The sequence below is a fragment of the Pseudomonas sp. TE6288 genome (genome assembly GCF_054062095.1).
In genome coordinates this window covers 174,526-195,063 of sequence record NZ_JBSSEW010000008.1, presented here as the reverse complement: position 1 = coordinate 195,063, position 20,538 = coordinate 174,526, and the positions used below count along the sequence as shown (strand labels likewise).

Annotated in this window: 17 protein-coding genes; 7 read left to right on the top strand and 10 right to left on the bottom strand. The window is 67.1% G+C overall.

The features are described 5' to 3' along the window. Positions 1-4: 4 nt before the first annotated feature. From tssH to tssA, 10 genes are all read right to left on the bottom strand, one after another. Entirely contained in the window at positions 5-2,680 is a 2,676-nt protein-coding gene (gene tssH / locus ACVWY1_RS10590; RefSeq protein WP_102683429.1) for a type VI secretion system ATPase TssH, read from the bottom strand. Continuing rightward, a complete protein-coding gene (gene tssG, locus ACVWY1_RS10585) occupies positions 2,673-3,722 on the bottom strand; it encodes a type VI secretion system baseplate subunit TssG (RefSeq protein WP_038707645.1) in 1,050 nt (349 codons plus the stop codon). Before tssG ends, tssH begins: the two co-directional genes overlap by 8 nt. Further along, a complete protein-coding gene (tssF, locus tag ACVWY1_RS10580) occupies positions 3,686-5,548 on the bottom strand; it encodes a type VI secretion system baseplate subunit TssF (RefSeq protein ID WP_457378239.1) in 1,863 nt (620 codons plus the stop codon). Before tssF ends, tssG begins: the two co-directional genes overlap by 37 nt. Beyond that, positions 5,545-6,060 carry a type VI secretion system baseplate subunit TssE gene (gene tssE, locus ACVWY1_RS10575; RefSeq protein WP_038707176.1) on the bottom strand — a complete coding sequence of 172 codons (516 nt, stop codon included), beginning with the start codon at positions 6,058-6,060 and terminating at the stop codon, positions 5,545-5,547. Before tssE ends, tssF begins: the two co-directional genes overlap by 4 nt. Next, positions 6,054-6,464 (bottom strand): hypothetical protein, encoded by a 411-nt coding sequence (locus ACVWY1_RS10570; RefSeq protein ID WP_457378238.1) that lies wholly within the window; start codon positions 6,462-6,464, stop codon positions 6,054-6,056. Before ACVWY1_RS10570 ends, tssE begins: the two co-directional genes overlap by 7 nt. After that, entirely contained in the window at positions 6,461-6,895 is a 435-nt protein-coding gene (locus ACVWY1_RS10565; RefSeq protein WP_277502491.1) for a type VI secretion system amidase effector protein Tae4, read from the bottom strand. The genes ACVWY1_RS10570 and ACVWY1_RS10565 overlap by 4 nt, the downstream gene beginning before the upstream one ends. A 75-nt stretch (positions 6,896-6,970) precedes the next feature. Beyond that, positions 6,971-7,459 carry an Hcp family type VI secretion system effector gene (locus tag ACVWY1_RS10560; RefSeq protein WP_023632508.1) on the bottom strand — a complete coding sequence of 163 codons (489 nt, stop codon included), beginning with the start codon at positions 7,457-7,459 and terminating at the stop codon, positions 6,971-6,973. An 89-nt stretch (positions 7,460-7,548) separates the two neighbouring features. Continuing rightward, positions 7,549-9,042 carry a type VI secretion system contractile sheath large subunit gene (gene tssC, locus ACVWY1_RS10555; RefSeq protein WP_046857484.1) on the bottom strand — a complete coding sequence of 498 codons (1,494 nt, stop codon included), beginning with the start codon at positions 9,040-9,042 and terminating at the stop codon, positions 7,549-7,551. An 11-nt stretch (positions 9,043-9,053) separates the two neighbouring features. Further along, complete coding sequence (tssB, locus tag ACVWY1_RS10550; RefSeq protein WP_023632506.1) at positions 9,054-9,569, bottom strand: type VI secretion system contractile sheath small subunit; 516 nt, start codon at positions 9,567-9,569, stop codon at positions 9,054-9,056. Positions 9,570-9,641: 72 nt separating this feature from the next. Beyond that, positions 9,642-10,679 (bottom strand): type VI secretion system protein TssA, encoded by a 1,038-nt coding sequence (gene tssA / locus ACVWY1_RS10545; protein WP_457378237.1) that lies wholly within the window; start codon positions 10,677-10,679, stop codon positions 9,642-9,644. Between the two features lie 396 nt (positions 10,680-11,075). On the opposite strand from tssA, the gene tagH reads away from it, so the two are divergent. From tagH to ACVWY1_RS10510, 7 genes are read left to right on the top strand one after another with little or no spacing between them, the layout of a single operon-like run. Next, positions 11,076-12,443 carry a type VI secretion system-associated FHA domain protein TagH gene (tagH, locus tag ACVWY1_RS10540; RefSeq protein WP_277502494.1) on the top strand — a complete coding sequence of 456 codons (1,368 nt, stop codon included), beginning with the start codon at positions 11,076-11,078 and terminating at the stop codon, positions 12,441-12,443. A gap of 49 nt (positions 12,444-12,492) precedes the next feature. After that, complete coding sequence (tssJ, locus tag ACVWY1_RS10535; protein WP_214500861.1) at positions 12,493-12,987, top strand: type VI secretion system lipoprotein TssJ; 495 nt, start codon at positions 12,493-12,495, stop codon at positions 12,985-12,987. Positions 12,988-13,002: 15 nt separating this feature from the next. Continuing rightward, positions 13,003-14,337 (top strand): type VI secretion system baseplate subunit TssK, encoded by a 1,335-nt coding sequence (tssK, locus tag ACVWY1_RS10530; RefSeq protein ID WP_102683421.1) that lies wholly within the window; start codon positions 13,003-13,005, stop codon positions 14,335-14,337. A 6-nt stretch (positions 14,338-14,343) separates the two neighbouring features. Then, complete coding sequence (locus ACVWY1_RS10525) at positions 14,344-15,660, top strand: DotU family type VI secretion system protein (RefSeq protein ID WP_457378236.1); 1,317 nt, start codon at positions 14,344-14,346, stop codon at positions 15,658-15,660. Further along, complete coding sequence (gene tssM, locus ACVWY1_RS10520) at positions 15,657-19,163, top strand: type VI secretion system membrane subunit TssM (protein ID WP_457378235.1); 3,507 nt, start codon at positions 15,657-15,659, stop codon at positions 19,161-19,163. The genes ACVWY1_RS10525 and tssM overlap by 4 nt, the downstream gene beginning before the upstream one ends. Then, positions 19,160-19,816 carry a type VI secretion system-associated protein TagF gene (tagF, locus tag ACVWY1_RS10515; RefSeq protein ID WP_102719447.1) on the top strand — a complete coding sequence of 219 codons (657 nt, stop codon included), beginning with the start codon at positions 19,160-19,162 and terminating at the stop codon, positions 19,814-19,816. Before tssM ends, tagF begins: the two co-directional genes overlap by 4 nt. Beyond that, positions 19,813-20,532: a PP2C family protein-serine/threonine phosphatase gene (locus ACVWY1_RS10510; protein ID WP_102681837.1), complete on the top strand. Its 720-nt coding sequence runs from the start codon at positions 19,813-19,815 to the stop codon at positions 20,530-20,532. The genes tagF and ACVWY1_RS10510 overlap by 4 nt, the downstream gene beginning before the upstream one ends. Positions 20,533-20,538: the final 6 nt, after the last annotated feature.

Sequence of the window (20,538 nt, the reverse complement as noted above, 5' to 3'; positions counted from 1 at the left end):
CCTGTCAGTCGGCGGCGCCGAAGTCATAGTGCAAGTCGCTGTCGCGACGGCTGATGCTGACGCTGGCCAGCGGCTTGCCCTCGAGCAGGCGGGTGAGGAACTCGCGGCTCATATCCGGCAGCAGGCCGTTGGTGAGGATGGCGTCGATCATGCGGCCACCGCTTTCGGTTTCGGTGCAGCGCGAGACGATCAGCTCGACCACCTCGTCGTCGTAGGCGAAGCCGACCTTGTGGGTGCCTTCCACACGCTTGCGAATGCGCTCCAGCTGCAGGCGGGTGATGGCCTTGAGCATGGTGTCGCTGAGCGGGTAGTAGGGGATGGTCACCAGGCGGCCAAGCAGCGCTGGTGGGAAGATCTCCAGCAGCGGCTTGCGCAGCGAAGTGGCCACGGCCTCGGGGTCGGGCAGGGCCTGCGGGTCCTTGCAGGTGTTGGCGATCAGCTCGGTACCGGCGTTGGTGGTGAGCAGGATCAGGGTATTGCGGAAGTCGATCTGGCGGCCTTCGCCGTCTTCCATCACGCCCTTGTCGAACACCTGGAAGAAGATTTCATGCACATCGGGGTGGGCTTTTTCCACCTCGTCCAGCAGCACCACGCTGTACGGGCGACGGCGCACGGCCTCGGTCAGCACGCCGCCTTCGCCGTAGCCGACGTAGCCGGGTGGCGCGCCCTTGAGGGTCGAGACGGTATGGGCTTCCTGGAATTCGCTCATGTTGATGGTGATCAGGTTCTGTTCACCGCCATACATGGCCTCGGCCAGGGCCAGGGCGGTCTCGGTCTTGCCCACGCCGGAGGTGCCGGCGAGCATGAACACGCCGATCGGCTTGTTCGGGTTGTCGAGGCCTGCGCGGGAGGTCTGGATGCGCTTGGCGATCATCTTCAGCGCGTGATCCTGGCCGATGATGCGCTTGGCCAAATGCGAGTCGAGGTTGAGCACGGTCTCGATCTCGTTGCGCGCCATGCGCCCCACCGGGATACCGGTCCAGTCGGCGACCACCGAGGCCACCGCCTGGTAATCCACGGTTGGCAGGATCAGCGGGCTCTCGCCTTGCAGCTGGCTCAGGCGCTGCTGCAGGTCGATGAGTTTTTCGCGCAGCTCATGGCTGCCCTGCACGTCCACTTCCTGATCGACCACACCGACCTGTTCACGCAGTTGCGCGCGGGTGGCCAGCAGCTCGTCGACCAGGGCTTTCTCCTCGGCCCAACGGCTTTCCAGGGCGGCCAGGCGCTCGCGCTCTTCGGCCAGCAGGCTGTCGGCCTGGGGCTGACGTTGCCCGGTGTTCACACCGATGGCGGCCTCGCGGGCGATGATCTGCAGTTCGACTTCCAGCGCCTCGATGCGCCGACGGCTGTCGTCCACCTCGGCCGGCACCGCGTGCAGGCTGATGGCCACGCGGGCGCAGGCGGTGTCGAGCAGGCTCACCGACTTGTCGGGCAACTGGCGCGCCGGAATGTAGCGGTGCGACAGCTTCACGGCGGCTTCCAGCGCTTCGTCGAGGATCTGCACCTGGTGGTGCTTCTCCATGGTCGAGGCCACGCCGCGCATCATCAGCAGCGCCTTGGCCTCGCTCGGCTCGTCCACTTGGACCACTTGGAAGCGCCGGGTCAGCGCCGGGTCCTTCTCGATATGCTTCTTGTACTCGGCCCAGGTGGTTGCCGCCACGGTGCGCAGGCTGCCACGGGCAAGGGCCGGCTTGAGCAGGTTGGCGGCATCGCCCGTGCCGGCCGCGCCACCGGCGCCGACCAGGGTGTGGGCTTCGTCGATGAACAGGATGATCGGCTTGGGCGAGGCCTGCACGTCTTCGATGACCTGGCGCAGGCGCTGCTCGAACTCGCCCTTCATGCTGGCGCCGGCCTGCAGCAGGCCGACGTCCAGGCTGCGCAGTTCGACGTCTTTCAGGGCCGGCGGCACGTCGCCGGCGACGATGCGCAGGGCGAAGCCTTCGACCACGGCGGTCTTGCCGACGCCGGCCTCGCCGGTAAGGATCGGGTTGTTCTGGCGGCGGCGCATGAGGATGTCCACCAACTGGCGGATTTCCTCGTCACGGCCGACGATGGGGTCGAGCTTGCCGCTGCGCGCCTGCTCGGTGAGATCGACGGTGAAGCGCTTGAGCGCCTCCTGCTTGCCCATCGCCGCCGGCGCCACGGCACCGCTGGCCTCGCCGGGGGCGGCGGCGCTGAAACCATCGCTGGCGGCCAGGTTGTTTTCCGGCGAATCGCCCACGTACTCGTCGAAGCGTTCGCTCAGGGCCTCGACCTTCAGCTTGGCGAACTCGCTGGACAGCCCCAGCAGGGCGTTGCGCAGGCTCGGGGTCTTGAGGATGCCAACCAGCAGGTAGCCGGTGCGCACTTGGCTTTCACCGAACATCAGGCTGCCGTACACCCAGCCGCGCTCAACGGCTTCCTCGACCTGGGAGGACAGGTCGGTGATCGACGTCGAGCCCCGCGGCAGGCGGTCCAGGGCGTCCGTCAGGTCGCGGGCCAGGCGCGCCGGCTCGATGTTGAACTGACGGATGATGCGATGCAGGTCGCTGTCCTGCAGCTGAAGCAACTGGTGCAGCCAGTGCGCCAGCTCGACATAGGGGTTGCCCCGCAGCTTGCAGAACACCGTGGCGGCCTCGATGGCCTTGTAGGCGACGCTGTTGAGTTTGCCGAACAGCGCGGCGCGGCTGATTTCACCCATGGTCCTGACTCCTTGTTGGCGGGGCGTTGACCGGCCGCTCGGCGTAGTACCGGGCGAGCTTCAGGTCGTTGGCATCGTGCGACGGCCGGCCGAGCCAGGTGTCGAACCCCAGGCGTTGGCCGGCATTGAGTTGCAGCGCGGGCACCTGGCCCTGCGCGAGGATGAGGTTGAGGTCCCAGTCCAGCTCCTGGCCCAGGTACTCGGCGACCCACGCAGCCAGCTCGACGAACGCCTGACCACCGGGGAGCAGGGCGTGGTACTGGTCAAGGGTGAGCGGGCCCAGGCACAGGCGGAACTTGTGCTGGCGGTCCCAGACGTAGCGGCCCAGGCACAGGTCGACGCCCAGGCGGTTGGCGCGCACGCCGAGCTGGCTGCGTTCAGGCAGCTCCAGCCACTGGCCGACGTATTCCTCCAGCTTCACCGGCACGCCGAAGTAGCTGGCCAGGATGCTGCACAGGCCATCCGGGTAGCGGGTCTGCGCGGCCAGGTGACCGGACCAGTGCAGCTTGGCGGTATCGGCCAGCGGCCCCTGGCCTTGCAGCTCCGGTTGACCGCGGCCGCTGAGGGCGGCCAGGCGCGCGGCCCAGTAATCGTCGCCCGGGCGGTCATGGCTGACGGTTGGACGGGCCTCGGCCCAGGCGCGATAGAACAGGCTCAGCAAGCGGTGGTGGAAGACATCGAGAAAGCGCTTGCTGGTTGGGTCGGCGTGGTTGCGCTGGCGCTCGCGCATGTACTCGGTCAGGTGCAGCGGCAGGGGGCCGTTGGGGCCGCCGAGGCCGAAGAAAAACTGCTCCAGGCGCGCTGGCTGGTCGTCGTTGGCCGTGACCGAGGCCAGGGTCGCCGGGGCGAAGCCGCAGTCCAGGCGCTGGCCCAGGCGCACCGGTTCGTCAGCCAGGCGCAGCGAGTGGCCGAAGCGGGGCAGCTCGGGGTTCTCCGCCTCGAGACGGCGCAGCGCCTGGAAGAAGTCGTACTCCCAGGGCTCAGCCTGCATGGCCTGTAGCGTGTTCACAGGTTCGGCCTGCGCCCGGGCTTGGCTTTCCAGCGCATGATCTCGCCTCGTTCGCTGGTGCGCAGCACGGTTTCGGTGAAGCTGTTGATCGACACGTAACGGGTCAGGAAGCGCTCGAACACCGCGCCCAGCAGGAACACGCCCGTGCCGCGGAAGGCGTTCTCGTCGAACGTCAGGGTGATCTCCAGGCCACGGCCGAAGACGATCGGCCCGGGCATCGGCAGGCGCCGCGTGCAGGGTTTGCAGCTGACTTCGCGCAGGCCGTCGATCTGCAGCTGCAGGGCGCTGTCCTGCTGGTCGCCGTACAGGCGCAGCAGCTCGCGCAGGGCGGCGGCGCCCTGGCCCTGTTCGGCCAGCGACAGGTAGTTCAGCGACAACTGGCTGATCAGGCGCCAGGCCCGGTTGTCGTGGGCGTGGCTGGCCTTCGGTCGGCTGGGGCCGGCCAGGCAGCGCACGGCGGATACCGGGGCGCTGTCGGCCAGGCTGAAGTCGCTGCGCCCGTCGCCGACATTCATGAACAGCGGCAGGTCGCGGTTGCTGCACAGCGCGCTGATGCCCAGTTGGCGCAGGTCATGGCGGTACGGCGCCTGGTTGCCATCGACCAGGCTGACGAAGGTCTCGCTGCCCATGTAGCTGGAGCGCGTACCGTTGCGCCGCTGCTCGCTGGAGAGCACGCGCGGTTCGCGGCGCACCAGGTAATACGCCTGGTCACGGCCATAGCGCGACGGGTCGCGTACCGCGTAGAACGGCAGGAATTCCTGGTCCGGCCCGGTACCGTGGCCGGTGACCCGCTGCAACGAGTGGATCTCGAAATCAGTGGGCCGGGTACGGTCGGCGATCACATGGTGCTCGTGGACCCGGTCGGTCAGGTGGATGCGATCCACCCGGCGCGGAAACAGGTTGATCGCCGGGGTGCAGAACGGCACGAACTGGGCAGGGCCCACGCTGCTTTCCAGCGCGGTATCGATGCGGTCGAACAGCACCAGCAGCTCCAGCTCCTGGCCGTCGCAGCGCTTGACCGCGCGCTCGAGCCCGGCGAAGTCGACGAACAGGTAGCGCTGGGGCAGGGCGAAGTACTCCTGCAGCAGGCGGTAGCCCTGGAAGGCCTGCGGCACCACCGGCAATGCCGCTTCGCGGTCATCGAAGCCACAGGGCAGCAAGGCGTCCTCGACCGGGATGCGTTCGACCCAGTCGGCGCCCGGCTGGCGCACGAACACCGCGCAGGCGCTGCCGAGCAGTTGTTCGTACAGGCGGAACGGGGTTTCGTCGGCACCGTTGAGGTACAGCGGCAAGTGCGTCAGCGGCAGGCTGGAGAACGGAATCTCGGCGCCGCTGCGCAGGGTCAGGCGCAGCCCGGCGCGGGCTTTCGGTTCGCTGGCGGCCAGGCGCCCGAGCACGGCGCCGGGGTTGCCGAAATACTCGGCCCGGGCCACCTGCAACGGCCACAGGGTGACGTCCTGGGTGCTGCGAAATTCGCAGGGCGTCTGCGAATTGCGCCCGAGATTGGCGCGCAGGACGCTGTCGCGGGGTAGCTGGAACCCGGCGGCCAGCGAGCCTTCGTCGGGATCGGTCTGCAGTTGCACCACGGTCATCGACGGGGTCGGCGCCAGGTAGTGCGGGTAGGCGATCTCCAGCAGGTTGTGGGTGAAGGTCGGGTATTCGGCGTCGAGCTTGAGCTGCACCCGCGCGGTGAGATAGGCGAAACCTTCGAGCAGGCGCTCGACGTAAGGGTCGGCGCACTCGATCCCGGACAGCGTCAGGCGCCCGGCGATCTTCGGGTATTCCTTGGCGAACTCGGCGGCACCCTCGCGGATGTGCTGCAGTTCCTGGTTGTACAGCTCTAGCAGGCGCGGGTTCATGCGCGCCTCCGGCGGTCGGCGGGGGCCACGCGCACGTGCCCGGATTCCAGGTCGACGTCGGTCTGCAGCAGCAGCGGCAGGGCCGCCGGCTGGGCCCACAGGTCGCCTTCGATCTCGAAGCTCAGGGCGTTGGCGTTCATCTCGCCGGGCGCGGCCTGGGCGCGTACCTTCAGGGTATGGGCGAGGATGCGCGGCTCGTAGGTGGCGATAGCCTGGTGGATGATGCGTTCGAGCGCGTTGAGGTCGATGTTCGACGCGCTGTTGCCGGCCAATGCCGGCAACCCGTAGTTGATCACCGAGGCGCCGGCCGGGGAGTTCAGCGTGGCGCCGGTGTCGAGCAGCGACGTGGTGTTGAGCAGCCAGGCCAGGTCGCGCAGTACCGAGGCCTTGAGCTGCTGCAGGCTGAGCACGCGCTTGTCGGGGGCTTCCTGTGGGTTGCCCGGGTCATCGTCGGTCAGGCGATCCAGCAGCGAAGGCTGCAGGCGGTCGCGGGTGGCGATTTCGGCTACCACTGGAACATCCCTGTGAACATTTTCTGGTCTTCGAAGCCGGTGTCGCACGAGGCGCTCGGCGCGGGCGTGGAGGCTTCCAGGCCGGCCTGGGTCAGGCGCACGGCGCGCGAGGTCTTCAGGCATTCACCCTTGAGCGTTGGGTGTGGCTGTACATGGGTCACCAGCACGATCGGCGTGCCATTGAACTGCTCGACCCGGGCCTTGCCGGCGCGGTCCGGGCTCAGGTCGCAGGGCCATTGCATGTCCAGCGCCAGGCGCTGTTCGCCGCGATCGAGCACACACTGGCCGGCATTCTCGCTCAGTGTCACGGTCTGCCCGCCCAGATTCGCCTGGTTCAGCAGTTCGGCGTCGGCGCAGGCGCTCAGGGCCAGCAGCAGGGCGCCGGCCAGGGCAGCGCGGGTCATGTGAGCTCCCAGAACCAGACTTGCTTCGACTGGTAGTTGTGGTCGGAGAAACCTTTGGTCAGGCCGCGGTTCCACAGGTCGATATGGTCGCCCGTGCGGTTCTCCTGGCTTTGCCCGGTGCGGGCGAAGCAGTCCTTGTAGAAGATGATCCCGGTCTTGGCCTTGAGCGCGTCGCGGGCCTGGGCGGTACCGGCAATCTTCAGCGGGTAGAACAATCGTGTCTCCAGCCAGTTGGCCAGGGATTCGGCGCCACGGGCATGGTCGTGGGCGCACTTGGGTTCGGTATAGGTCGATTTGTTGACCTTGAGGCTCATCTCGCCGTTGAGCGCGATGCTCATGCGGATGGCGCACTGGTTGTCCCACGGGCCGTCGCAGGGCGATGACACGCTCGGGTAGGCATTCCACAGGTTGATGAAAGAAGGCTTGGCCATGATGTTCACCGTGAGCGGGTGACGCGTGGGGAGGTGCACCCGCGCCGCACGGTGGCGCGGCACGGGCGCGGTCGATCAGATCTTGACGTTCGAGCGGATGTTCCAGCCGTACTTGATCGGGCCGCCTTCCTTGGTGCCGTCGGCTTTCTGTGGCTGGTAGTCGACGGTGACCTTGGCGAAGTTCAGGGTCACGTTCTCGGTCAGGCGGTCGTCGCTGCCCGAACCGCCGGTGCTCAGCGAGCTGATGATCACCTCTTCGAGGTTGATGATCAGGTACTCGACCTGGCTTTCACCGCCGGCCTTGCGCACCGTCAGCTTGACCTTGTCGATGTGCTTGCCGCTGGAGCAGTGGGCCATCAGGTTGGGGCTGGACTTGTCGATGTACTTGGTGATGGACAGGTCCTGGATGTTGACCTTGCCCGAGCCGCCACCGCTGCCCAGGTGCATGTTGCCGGACTGGGACATGCCCCAGCTCCAGTTCAGCACGTCGATTTCGTCCTTGTGGGCCTTGTCGTGGGACTCGCCCTTGATGTCGCCGATCTTGATGAAAATATCTACAGCCATGATGTCCTCGGGATTTCGCGTCGGTTAGCGTTGAGTGGCTAATCGCGGGCAGCCCGCCCCCAGCGTGGAAGCGGGCTGGCCCGCGATGATCAGGCCCCTTTGGCCGAAGGCAGCTTCGACACCAGGCGCAGCGACACGGTCAGCCCTTCGAGCTGGTAGTGCGGGCGCAGGTAGAAGCGTGAGTTGTAGTAACCCGGGTTGCCTTCGACTTCCTCGACCACCACTTCGGCGGCCGCCAGCGGGTGCTGGGCCTTGGTGGTCTCGGTGGAGTGCGCCGGGTCGCCGTCGACGTAGTTGAGGATCCAGTCCTGCAGCCAGCGCTGCATCTCGTCCTTTTCCTTGAACGAGCCGATCTTGTCGCGAACGATGCACTTCAGGTAATGGGCGAAGCGGCAGGTGGCGAACAGGTACGGCAGACGCGCGGCCAGGTTGGCGTTGGCGGTGGCGTCCGGGTCGTCGTACTCGGCCGGTTTCTGCAGCGACTGGGCGCCGATGAAGGCGGCGAAGTCGGTGTTCTTCTTGTGCAGCAGCGGCATGAAGCCGTTCTTGGCCAGCTCCGCTTCGCGGCGGTCGGAAATGGCGATCTCGGTCGGGCACTTCATGTCCACGCCACCGTCGTCGGTGGGGAAGGTGTGCGCTGGCAGGCCTTCGACTTCGCCACCCGACTCCACGCCGCGGATGCGCGAGCACCAGCCGTAGTGCTTGAACGAGCGGTTGATGTTCACCGCCATGGCGTAGGCGGCGTTGGCCCAGGTGTACTTGCTGCTGTCGGCGCCGTCGGTGTCTTCCTCGAAGGCGAAGGCCTCCACCGGATCGGTCTTGGCGCCGTAGGGCAGGCGCGCCAGGAAGCGCGGCATGGTCAGGCCGATGTAGCGCGAGTCTTCCGATTCGCGCAGCGAGCGCCAGCCGGCGTATTCCGGAGTGGTGAAGATCTTGGTCAGGTCACGGGGGTTGCTCAGCTCCTGCCACGAGCCCATGCCCATCACCGTCGGCGAGGCGGCGGAGATGAACGGCGCGTGCATAGAGGCGCAAACCTTCGACACCTCGCCGAGCAGCTCGACGTCGGGCGGCGACTGGTCGAAGTAGTAGTCGCCCACCAGGCAGCCGTACGGCTCGCCGCCGAACTGGCCGTATTCCTCTTCGTAGAGCTTCTTGAACACCGGGCTCTGGTCCCAGGCGGTGCCCTTGAACTTCTTCAGGGTCTTGTGCAGGTCGTTCTTCGAGATGTTGAGCACGCGGATCTTCAGCTGCTCGTCGCTCTCGGTGTTGTTGACCAGGTAGTGCAGGCCACGCCAGGCGCTTTCCAGTTTCTGGAAGTCATCGTGGTGGATGATCTGGTTGACCTGGGCGGTGAGCTTGGCGTCGATGGCGGCGATGATCTGCTCGATCGAGCCGATGGCATCGTTGGACACCAGGCTGGTCTGCGCCAGGGCCTGCTCGGCGAGGGTGCGCACGGCGCTCTCGACGGCTTCCTTGGCCCGCTCGGTCTTGGGCTTGAATTCCTGCAGCAGGAGGCTGGCGAACTCGCTCGGGTCCTGGGTGGCCGCCTGCGGGGCCTGGCTGTCGCGCAACGGATCGTTCATGGTCGGTCTCCTCAGGCCTTCGGCTCGGTGTCGGCGGGTTTCGGCGCGCTGGCCAGGGCCTGCAGCAGGGCCGGGTCCTTGATGGCCTTGAGGATGATGTCCTCGGCACCGGTCTTGCCGTCCATGTAGGTCAGCAGGTTGGCCAGCTGGGTGCGGGCCTCGAGCAGCTGGTTCAGCGCGTCGACCTTGCGTGCCACGGCGGCTGGGCTGAAGTCGTCCATGCTCTCGAAGGTGATGTCCAGGCTCAGGTTGCCTTCACCGGTCAGCTCGTTGGGCACGTTGAACGCCACGCGGGGCTTCATGGCCTTGAGGCGCGAGTCGAAATTGTCGACGTCGATCTCCAGGAACTTGCGGTCGGCCACCGCCGGCAGTGGTTCGGCGGGCTTGCCGGCGAGGTCCGAGAGCACGCCCATGACAAAGGGCAGCTGGACCTTCTTCTCGGCGCCGTACAGCTCGACGTCATATTCGATCTGCACCCGCGGCGCACGGTTGCGCGCGATGAACTTCTGGGAGCTGTCTTTCGCCACGTTGTTCCTCCTGGTCGCCGGTAAGGCGGCGTTGCTTGTTGCAGGCGTCGGTGTTGATGCGGTGTCGAGGCGTCAGTCGCCTTCGGGGCCGCGCAGGTTCTCGAATTGCGACAGACCCTCGGGGATCAGGTCGCGGACGATGGTCGCGAAATCGGCGTTGACCAGGTTCTTCGCCCGGCGCAGCAGCACCGGCAACGGGCTCGATGGCTCGTGGCGGGCGTAGTACTGCAGCAGGCGTTCGAGGCTCTGCAGCACGTCGTCGCGGCTGTTCACTTCGCCGGGCCGCGCCGTCGGGCGTGGCCCGGCGGCGCTGGCAACGGGTTGCCGGTCGTCATGGCTGCTGCTGGCGGGTTGGTCTTCGCTGCTGCTCGAAGGCGGCGCTGCGCCTTCCGGGCTGTAGTCGGCCAGCACCTGCTGGACCTGGCGCAGCGGCTGGCGCAACGCGGACAGATCGACGCCGCTGGACGAGCCGACCTGGTCATTGACCCGGCTCTCGATGACGTCAAGGGCGTCGCGGGCCAGTTGCAGCGCCTGGCGGCACTGTTCGAGCTGCTCGGGGTCGGCATCGCGCAGGGCGGCGGCCAGTTCCTCTGCGCTCAGCTGCTCGCTGGCGAAGTGCTGCACACCGGCTGCATGCAGGGCGGCGCGCAGGGTCACCGGGCCGAACGCCCGGGAGCGCACCAGCACGGCGTCGCGCAGCAGGCCGATGTTGGTGTCGCAGGTAAGGCCGGCCAGGGCGTTGATGCGTACGGTAGGGTCGTTGTCGTCGGCGGCATCCAGCTGCGGGTGCAGGTGCAGCCAGTATTCGCCGAGCAAGTCGCGGATCAGCTCGAGGCTGGCGGCCAGTCCCGGCAGGCCGTGCAGGGCCAGGTTGGCCTGGACCAAAAAGTGGGTGATGCGCAGGTCCTTGCTGCGTTGCAGCAGGTCGGTGCAGGACTGTTCGATGGCGCGCCACTGCGGCGGTTCGGCTGCTTGCACGGCATCGCCCATCACGCGCTCGGGGCGGCCCTGGGCATCGCGTTCCAGTTGCAGGAAATCGGCGTCGTATTCGAGGTCATCGCCGCACGGGAAGTCTGCGGAAACAGCGGCGAGCAGCTGCGGTGAGTTCACCAGAAATCGATCTCCATATCGGCCCTTGGCGAGGGCTTCGTATGCGCCAAGTTGCAAATGTGAATTGGCGCACAAACTTGTCAAAGAATGCGAACTTGATATCACGGTGATATCACTTTGGCACTCTTAAGTTGCGCATTTATGGTTTATTTCCAAATTGCTGTCAAGGTAAGCTACGCGCCGCGCAAGGCGACTGTGAACCAGTTGGCAACCCTTGGCGTCCATTGGTCAGGTGCCATCAAAGTGCCTTGCCGATAGGGTTTAATACGGCCTTCCGGGAAGCGTGTTTTGGCATCCAGCCCTTGATTTCAAAGGGCTTGGTCGAAATGCCGGGTCGGGCTCGTTTATCCACTCAAATGGATGGATGAGTGTTTCATATATATGCAAGGAGGCATGATGGCACTTTGCCTGACCATTACCAGTTATCACAAGATCACCCCGGGGCAGTGCCCGGAGAAGTTGCTGGAAAACGGTGCCATCAGCGTCGGTCGGGCCGCGGATAATGATTGGGTACTTCCCGATCCGGAACGCCTTGTTTCTTCGAAACATTGTGTGATCCAGTTCAAGGATGGTCGCTACTATTTGACCGATAACAGCACCAATGGCGTGGAATTGGTGCATGCCGGCATTCGCCTGCGTCGCGGTAACAGTGAGCCGTTGATGGACGGCGAAGTTATTCGAATTGGCGATTACGAGATCCAGGCACGTATTGATTCCGGCTTGTCGATCCCGATTGCCGGGCAGTCCGAGGCCCATAGTTTCGAGGCCTTGATGGCCAACCAGGTGGCCACTCCGAGCGCGCCCATCGCCGGTGCACCCGCCGCCTTCCTGCAGGGGGCGTCGAGCCACGACACCTTGCCGGATCTGTTCGATTTTCTCGGCCCTTCCAGCGTGCCGCCTGTCAGCCAGCCGGATCATGTCCCCGCGCAGCAGCATGATTTTCGACCGCCCACGCCGGTGGCGCCGCCGCCCGCGCCTTTACCGGCAGCCATGCCCGGCGCGCCGGGCGTGATCCCGGATGACTGGAACTTGTTCGATGAAACCCCGGCACCTGTTATCCAGCCCGCCCCTGTACTGGCGCCAGCACCGCCACCGCCGCTGCCGGAGCCACTGACCCCGAGCGAGCCTGTTGTTCGGCCGCAGCCCGTCGTGACGGTTGCCGCGCCTGCTGACAGCGATGCGCTGCTCCAGGCTTTCCTGCGTGGCGCAGGTATCGAGCACCTGCGCATCGACGCCGTCGATGCCGCCGCGCAGATGGAGGCCATTGGCCGCAGCTATCGGCTCATGGTCGAGGGCCTGATCGATGTGTTGCGCGCGCGCAGCAGCCTCAAAGGCGAGTTCCGCATGCAGCAGACCACCATCGCCCCGGTACAGAACAACCCGCTGAAGTTCGCCCCCAATGCCGACGAAGCGCTGTTGTTGCTGCTGCGCGAGGGCAACCAGGCGTTCATGGCCCCCGACCAGGCGGTACGCGACAGCTTCGACGACTTGCGCGCCCACCAACTGGCGGTGATGGCGGGTATCGAGGCGGCGCTCAAGCACCTGCTCAAACGCTTCGAACCCGCCCGCCTGGAGGAACGCCTGGCGCCAGCGGCCGGGCTGGCCAAGCTGTTCGGCGGTTCACGCCAGGCCCATTGCTGGCAGCAGTTCACCGAGCTCTACAGCCAGATTTCCCGGGAAGCCGAAGACGACTTCCAGGACCTGTTCGGCCGCGAATTCAGCCGCGCCTACGAGGCCCACAGCCAACGCATTCAACGTTCCTGAGGCCAATGCCCGGGACACAGGAAGAACACAAGACGTCATGAGGACGAGGATGAGTGCAACAAGACTGATCGCAGCCCTGGCCATGGTGCTGCTCAGTGCCTGCAGCAAGGACACGCCGAGCGAGCCAGCCCCCGAGGCGGCGCCCGCCACGGGCGTCACCCTGTACTTCAGCGCCGCCGCCGGGCTCAACCCCGGTGCCAGCGGCATGCCCGCGCCGGTACGGGTGCGCATCTACGAGTTGAAGAACAGCGCCGCCTTCGCCCGTGCCGACTACTTCGCCCTGGCCGAACGCGCCCAGGCCACCTTGGGCGCCGACCTGATCGACCAGGACGAAGTCCTGCTCCAGCCCGGCGAGCAGCTGCGCCTGGAGCGCCCGCTCGACCCGGCCACGCGCCAGATCGGCCTGGTGGTCGGTTACCGCGAGGTCGATCGCGCCCAGTGGCGCAGCGTGCTGCCGGTACCGCCCCGTGACTATCAGATCAGCCTCGATGTGCGCGCCGTGCGCAGCGCCGTGGCCGCCCCACAACCTGAGCCTGCCCGCTAGGCAATCGGAGAAAGCATGTCCTGGAACAATCGCGTGGTCTGGTCGGAAGGGATGTTCATCACCACCCAGCACTTCCAGCAGCACGACCGCTACCTGGAAAACTTCGTCGATGCCCGCAGCCGGCCGCTCAGCGCCGCCGCCTGGGGGTTTTCCGAACTGCTGATCGATCAGGGCCTGCTGGCCCAAGGCAAGCTGGCGATCCTCAGCGCCCGTGGCCTGCTGCCGGATGGCACGCCGTTCGATATTCCCCGTGACGACCTGCCGCCCGCGCCGCTGGAGATTCCCGACGACCTGCGCAACGGTGTGATCCACCTCGGCCTGCCGCTCAAGCGTGCCGGCGCCCGCGATACCGTCGACGACGGCGAGGTGCCTGACGGCGCGCGCTACGTCAGCCGTGTCAGCGAAGTGCGCGACGACAACGCCCCGTTCGAGAACCGCGCGCCGCTTGCCCTGGGCAGCCGTGCACTGCGCCTGCTGCGCGCCGAGGATGGCTTGAGCGACTATGCCGCGCTGGGCGTGGTGCGTATCCGCGAGAAACGTGCCGACCGCGCACTGGTGCTGGATGACAGCTACATCCCGCCACTGCTTGACGTGGCCGCCAGCAACCCGCTCTCAGGCTTTCGTGGCGAGCTGCTGGGCTTGCTGCACCAGCGCGGCGAAGCCCTGGCCGGGCGCGTGGTCGCCTCGGCCAATGGCGGCGCCTCGGAGATCGCCGACTTCATGCTGCTGCAATTGGTCAACCGCGCCCAGCCACTGGTCGAGCACCTCAACCAGCTGACGCCGCTGCACCCCGAGCGGCTGTACAGCGAGCTGGTGGCCCTGGCCGGCGAGTTCGCCACCTTCACCCGCGATGGCCGCCGTCCGGACAGCTATCCGGTGTACCAGCACGACGACCTGGCGGCGACCTTTGCCCCGGTAATGGCCGCGCTGCGCGAGGCGCTGTCGATGCTGATCGACAGCAAGGCCGTGGCCATCCCATTGGTCGAGAAGGCCTACGGCATCCACGTCGGCATGCTCGCCGACCGCAGCCTGCTCGACAGCGCCAGCTTCATCCTGGTGGTGCGCGCCGACGTGCCCAGCGAAACCCTGCGCAGCCGCTTTGGCCAACAGAGCAAGATCGGCGCGGTGGAGCACATCCGCGACCTGGTCAACCTGCAACTGCCGGGCATCGGCCTGCTGCCGCTGCCGGTGGCGCCACGGCAGATTCCGTTCCATGCCGGCTCCACCTACTTCGAGCTCGACCGGGGCAGCGAACACTGGAAGCAGCTGCAGCATTCCGGTGGTTTTGCCTTCTACGTCGCCGGCGAGTTCCCCGGCCTGAACCTGGCCTTCTGGGCCATTCGAGGATAAGCCGCGATGCAATCGGACGATCCGCTCGCCAACGACCGCACCCAGTTCATGCCGCGCCCAGGTGGCCGTGGTCCGCAACCGGCCGCGCCGGGGCCTGCGCAAGCTGCGCCGCCGCCACCCCTGAACGTGCCGGCCGAACCGCTGGCGCCTGGGCAGGCGGCGGGCCTGAACCCGCTGGAGCAAGCGGCCGGTCCATTGCTGGCGCTGCTCACGCGCCTGCGCAACACCATCGCCCATCCGGCCCCGGCCAGCCTGCGTGCGCAACTGCTGGCCTACCTGCGCCAGTTCGAGGAGCGCGCCGAGGCCGCCGAGGTGCCGCGCAACGAGGTGCTGCTGGCGCGCTATGCCTTGTGCACCGCGCTCGACGAGGCGGTACTGAGCACGCCCTGGGGCAGCGCCAGCGACTGGGGCAAGCAGAGCCTGCTGATCACCGTGCACAACGAGGCCTGGGGCGGCGAGAAGGTGTTCCAGCTGATGGAGCATTGCCTGCAGAGCCCGCGTGAACGCCTGCATCTGCTGGAGTTGCTGTACCTGTGCACCAGCCTCGGCTTCGAAGGCCGCTACCGGGTGATGAACGGTGGCCGCGCCCAGCTCGAAGCCTTGCGCGAGCGCACCGCCGCGACTATCCGCAGCGCCCGTGGCGAGTTCGAGCGCGAGCTGTCACCGCACTGGCGCGGTGTCACCGTGGCCCGCGATCGCCTGGCGCAGTTCGTGCCGCCCTGGGTCGGCCTGGCGGTGGCCCTGGCGTTGCTGCTGCTGGTGCTGTTCGGCCTGCGCCTGAAGCTGGCGGCCGACGCGGAGCCGGTGTTCCGCGGCATTCATGCCCTGGGCGAGATCCCGGTGCAGGCCATGGATCGTCCGGTGGTGCAGCCCAAGCCCGTGGAGCGTCCGCGCCTGGCCGGTTTCCTTGCCGAAGACATCAAGGCCGGGCGGGTCGCCGTGCAGGACGCGGTGGACCGTTCGGTGGTGACCATCCGTGGCGACGAACTGTTCGCCTCGGCCAGCGCCAGCATCAAGGGCGACTTCGAGCCGTTGATGCTGCGCATCGCCGAAGCCGTGGCGAAAGTGAAAGGCAACGTGAAAGTCACCGGCCACAGCGACAACCAGCGCATCGCCACGCTGCGCTTCCCGTCCAACTGGGCGTTGTCCCAGGCCCGCGCCGAAGAGGTGAAGAACCTCCTCGCCGCCCGCACCGGCCAGCCCGAGCGCTTTACCGCGCAGGGCCTGAGCGACACCGAACCGCTGGCGTCGAACGACAGCGCGCAAGGCCGGGCGAAGAATCGCCGGGTTGAAATCACCGTTCTGGCGGAGGGCGTCGAGTGAAGGCGTTTTTCAGTTTTGTCATTCGCTGGGTGATTCCGCTGCTGGGCCTGCTGGCCCTGAGCCTGATCATCTGGTTCCTCGGCCCGTTGCTGGACATGCTGGTGCCGGCCGCCCCGCGCCTGGTGCTGATCGCCCTGTTGTTCGCAGTGTGGATCGCCTACCGCGTATGGCGCATCGTCCAGGCCCGCCGTCAGGCGGCCAAGGTCATGCAGAGCCTGGCTGCGGAGACCGCGCCGGACCCCGCCAGCGTGGCCACCGCCGAAGAACTGGCGACCCTGCGCCAGCGCATGGACGAAGCCCTGGTGCTGCTGAAGAAGGCACGCCTGGGCGGCGACGAGCGACGCAACCTGTATGAACTGCCGTGGTACGTGATCATCGGCCCGCCCGGATCGGGCAAGACCACTGCGTTGGTCAATTCCGGCCTGCACTTCCCGCTGGCGGCGCAGCTGGGCGAAGGCGCCATCCGTGGTGTTGGCGGGACGCGCAACTGCGACTGGTGGTTCACCGACCAGGCCGTGCTGCTGGACACCGCCGGCCGCTACACCACCCAGGACAGCCATGCCCAGGTGGACAAGGCGGCCTGGCTGGGCTTCCTCGACCTGCTCAAGAGCCAACGCTCACGCCGCCCCATCGACGGCGCGTTCATCGCCATCAGCCTGTCCGACCTGCTGCTGGGCAGTGACGCCGAGCGCGCCGCGCACGCGGCGGCGATCCGTACCCGCATCCAGGAACTGTACAGCCAGCTGGGCGTGCGCTTCCCGATCTACCTGATGCTGACCAAGCTCGACCTGGTGCCGGGGTTCATGGAGTTCTTCGACACTCTGAGCAAGGAGGAGCGCGCCCAGGTATGGGGCATGACCTTCCCGCTCGACGATGGCCAGCAGGGCGACGGACCGCTGGCGCAGTTCGGCAATGAATTCGCCTTGCTGGAGCAGCGCCTGAACCAACGCCTGGTCGAGCGCCTGCAGCAGGAGCGCGATCCGGCGCGGCGCGACCTGGTCTACGGCTTCGTCCAGCAGTTCGCCGCCTTGCGCGGCAACCTGAAAACCTTCCTCGACGGCATCTTCAAACCCAACGCCTTCGAAGAGCGCGCCCTGCTGCGCGGTGTGTACTTCACCAGCGGTACCCAGGAAGGCAGCCCCATCGACCGCCTGATCGGCAGCATGGCCCAGAGCATGGGCCTGGACCGTGCCCACCTGGCGCGACAGAACGGCACCGGGCGCAGCTACTTCATCGAGAAGCTGTTCAGCGCCGTGGCCTTCGCCGAGCGCGGCCTGGTCGGCAGCAACCCGAAGGTCGAGCAGCGGCGCAAGTGGATCGCCCGTGGCGCCCTGGCCCTGAGCGTGGCCCTGGTGCTGGTGGTCGGTACCCTGTGGACCCTGAGCTACCGCGCCAACCAGCAATACATCGCCGAGGTCGACAGCCGCCTCAAGCCGCTGGGCAAGAGCGTGCAGGAGCTGAGCCCGGCGCAGCGCAACGTGGTCGAGGTGCTGCCGCTGCTCAATGGCGTGCGCCGCCTGGCCGAAGATCCGCCTGGCTGGGCCGAGGGCCTGGGGTTGTACCAGGGCGACATGCTCGAAGGCGAGTCGGACAGCGTCTACCGCAAGCTGCTGATCGCCATCTTCGCCCCGCGCCTGGTCACCCGCATCGAGGAGCAGCTGTACGGCGGTGGTCCGTCCGACTACCTCTACGAGGGGCTCAAGGCCTACCTGATGCTGGCCGACGGCGAACACTACGACGCCGAGTTCATCAAGGCCTGGGTCACCCTGGACTGGGAGCGCAGCCTGCCGCGCGACCTGGCGCCGGACCTGCGCCAGGCCCTGGAGCAGCACCTGGCGGCGCTGTTCGACAAGCGTCCGCCGAACGCCCGCCTGGACCAGCGCCTGATCGACGACACCCGTCGCCAGCTGCAGCAACTGCCGGTGGCCCAACGGGTCTACGACCGGGTCAAGCGCCAGAAGCTGCCCGCCGGGCTCAGCGATTTCCGGGTCAGCGATGCCGCCGGGCGTGACGCCGCGCTGGTGTTCCGCTTCAAGGACGGCAAGCCATTGAGCGAGCCGCTGCCGGGTATCTTCACCGTCGAGGGTTACCGCAAGGCCTTCCTCGCCGCCAGCCTGGCCCACAGCGAGACCCTGGCCGAGGAGCGCTGGGTGCTGGGCCGCGAGGCCAGCGAGTCGGCCGATGCCAAGCGCCTGGCCGACGATGTGCTGCAGCTGTACTACCAGGACTACATCCGTCATTGGGATGCCTTGCTGGCCGACCTGGACTTCGTGCCGATCACCAGTGTCGGCCAGGCCGCCGATGTGCTGCGGGTGCTGTCCGGGCCGACATCGCCGATGAAGAAGCTGCTGCAGGCGGTCGCCAAGGAGACCAACCTGGCACAGCCGACCACCCTCGACAAGGTCCAGGCCAAAGCCGAGCAGGCCGGTGTCGATCAACTGCGCCAACGCTTGGGCGGCCTGCTCGGCGATGCGCCGCTGCCCAGTGACAACCCGGCCGCCCGTGAGGTGGACCCGGTCACCGCGCACTTCGCCGAGCTGGCCGGCCTGGTGGAAACCGGCGAAGGCCAGCCTGCGGCCATCGATGGCCTGCTTACCGACCTCAACGCCCTGTACGTGCAGGTCAGCGCCATGGTCGGCGCCAGCGGCGACGCGCTGCTGGGCGAGGCCAAGAACCAGGCCCAGGCCGCGGCGCAGCGTGTTGCCCTGGGGGCCGCGCGTCAGCCGAAGGTGGTGCAGAACCTGGTGAGCTCGGTGCTTGGCTCGACCCACAACCTGGTCATGGGTGGGGTGCGCAACCAGCTCAACGCCGCCTGGACCAGCGAAGTGGTCAATGTCTACCGTCAGTCCCTCAGCGGCCGCTACCCGTTGGTGGCCGGCAGTTCGCGGGATGCGACCCTGGAAGACTTCGGCCTGTTCTTCGGCGTCGGCGGGGTCATGGACAACTACTTCCGCAAGTACCTGCAACCCTACGTCAACACGTCGAGCACGCCCTGGAGCTGGCAGCCCGGCGCGGCGCAGAAGCTGGGGATCAACAGCAACGTGCTGTACACCTTCCAGCGCGCGGCGAGCATCCGCGACGCGTTCTTCCGCAACAGCAACGGCGTGCAGCCGGGGGTGCGCTTTGAGCTCAAGCCGGTGGCGATGGACGCGACCATCACCCAGTTCCTGCTCGACCTCGACGGCCAGCAGGTGAGCTACGACCACGGCCCGAGCCGGCCGGTGGCGTTGCAGTGGCCGAACCCCAACAGCATCGGCGTGGTGCGCCTGTCGATCTCGCCACCGTCGGCCTCCGGCCGTTCGGGGCTGACCGTGGAAGGGCCGTGGGCCTGGTTCCGCCTGCTTGACCAGTCCGACCTGGTGGCCGGCGGCTCGCCGGAGCGCTTCAACCTGCGCCTGCGCGTCGACGGCGCCAGCGTGTCCTACGAGCTGCGTGCCAGCAGCGCCTTCAACCCGTTCCGCAGCCGAGTGCTCAGCGGTTTCAGCCTGCCGGAGCATCTGTGAACGACGTGGGTTTCTACGGAAAGCTGGCCTGCCGCGGCGACTTTGTCAGCCGCGGCCTGCCGCACGGTTTCATCCAGCCCTGGGACCAGTGGCTGGCGGCGGGGATCCAGGCGAGCCAGCAGGCCCTGGGCGAGCGCTGGCTCGAGGCCTATCTGGTCAGCCCCTTGTGGCGTTTCGCCCTGGCGCCGGGGCTTTGCGGGCCCGAGGGGGTGGTCGGGGTGCTGATGCCGAGCATCGACCGGGTGGGGCGGTACTTCCCGCTGACCGTGGCCCAAGTGCTGGAGCCGGGGGAGCCGCTGGCGCCTGTGGTGGCCGGGGCCGAGGAATGGTTCGAGGCGGTCGAGGAAACCTTGCTGGCGACGCTTGAGCCGGGTGCCGTCTTCGAGGCGTTCGAGGCCGCTTTGCAGCCGTTTCGCTTCGCGAGGCCGCTTGTGCAAGAACCGCGTGTGACGGTGGGCGGGTTGCAGCGGTTGGATGCGACCACGCCGCAGGGGCGCGCACTGGCCTTGGCCGAATGCGCCTGCGAAGGCATGAGCCTTTGGTGGGGCAAGGGTTCCGAACGGATCGCCCCGGGGTTGATGCGCTGCGCGGGCTTGCCGCGCAGCGAGGATTTCGCCGGTTTTCTATTGGGTAGCGAGGCGCGGATCGGATGACCGGCATGCAGTACACAGCGGCCAGCTACAGCCATGTCGGCATGGTGCGCAAGATCAACGAGGACGCCTGCCTGGAGTTGACCTGGGCAGGCCTGTGGGCGGTGGCCGACGGCATGGGCGGCCATGCGGCGGGCGATTATGTCAGCAGCCTGGCCATGGACAGCCTGCGCAGCTTGCCGATGCTCGACTCGCTCGACGACTTCAGCGGCGAGGTGCGCGACGGCCTGGCCTGGGTCAACGGCATCGTGCGCGAGGAAACCGTGCGCCGTGGCGTGGCGATGATGGGCAGCACGGTGGTGGTGCTGGCGGCGCGTGGCGACCAGGCGATTGGCCTGTGGGCCGGCGACAGCCGCCTGTACCGCCTGCGCGACGGCCGCATCGAGCGCCTGAGCCACGACCATAGCTATGTCCAGGAGCTGCAGGACAGCGGCCTGCTCAACGAAGCCGAAGCCCGTGTGCACCCTCGCGGCAATATCGTCACCCGCGCCATCGGCGTCGAGGACCACCTCGAGCTGCAGGCCGTTGCCTTGCAGGTGCAGCCCGGCGACACCTACCTGCTGTGCAGCGACGGCCTGAACAAGACCGCCGAGGACCACGAGATCGCCGAGGTGCTCGGCCACGCCGACCCTTATGAGGTAGTGCGCAGTCTCGTACACCTGGGGCTGACCCGTGGCGCCCCCGACAACATCACCGCCGTCGTCGTGAAGGCCAGCTGAAGACAC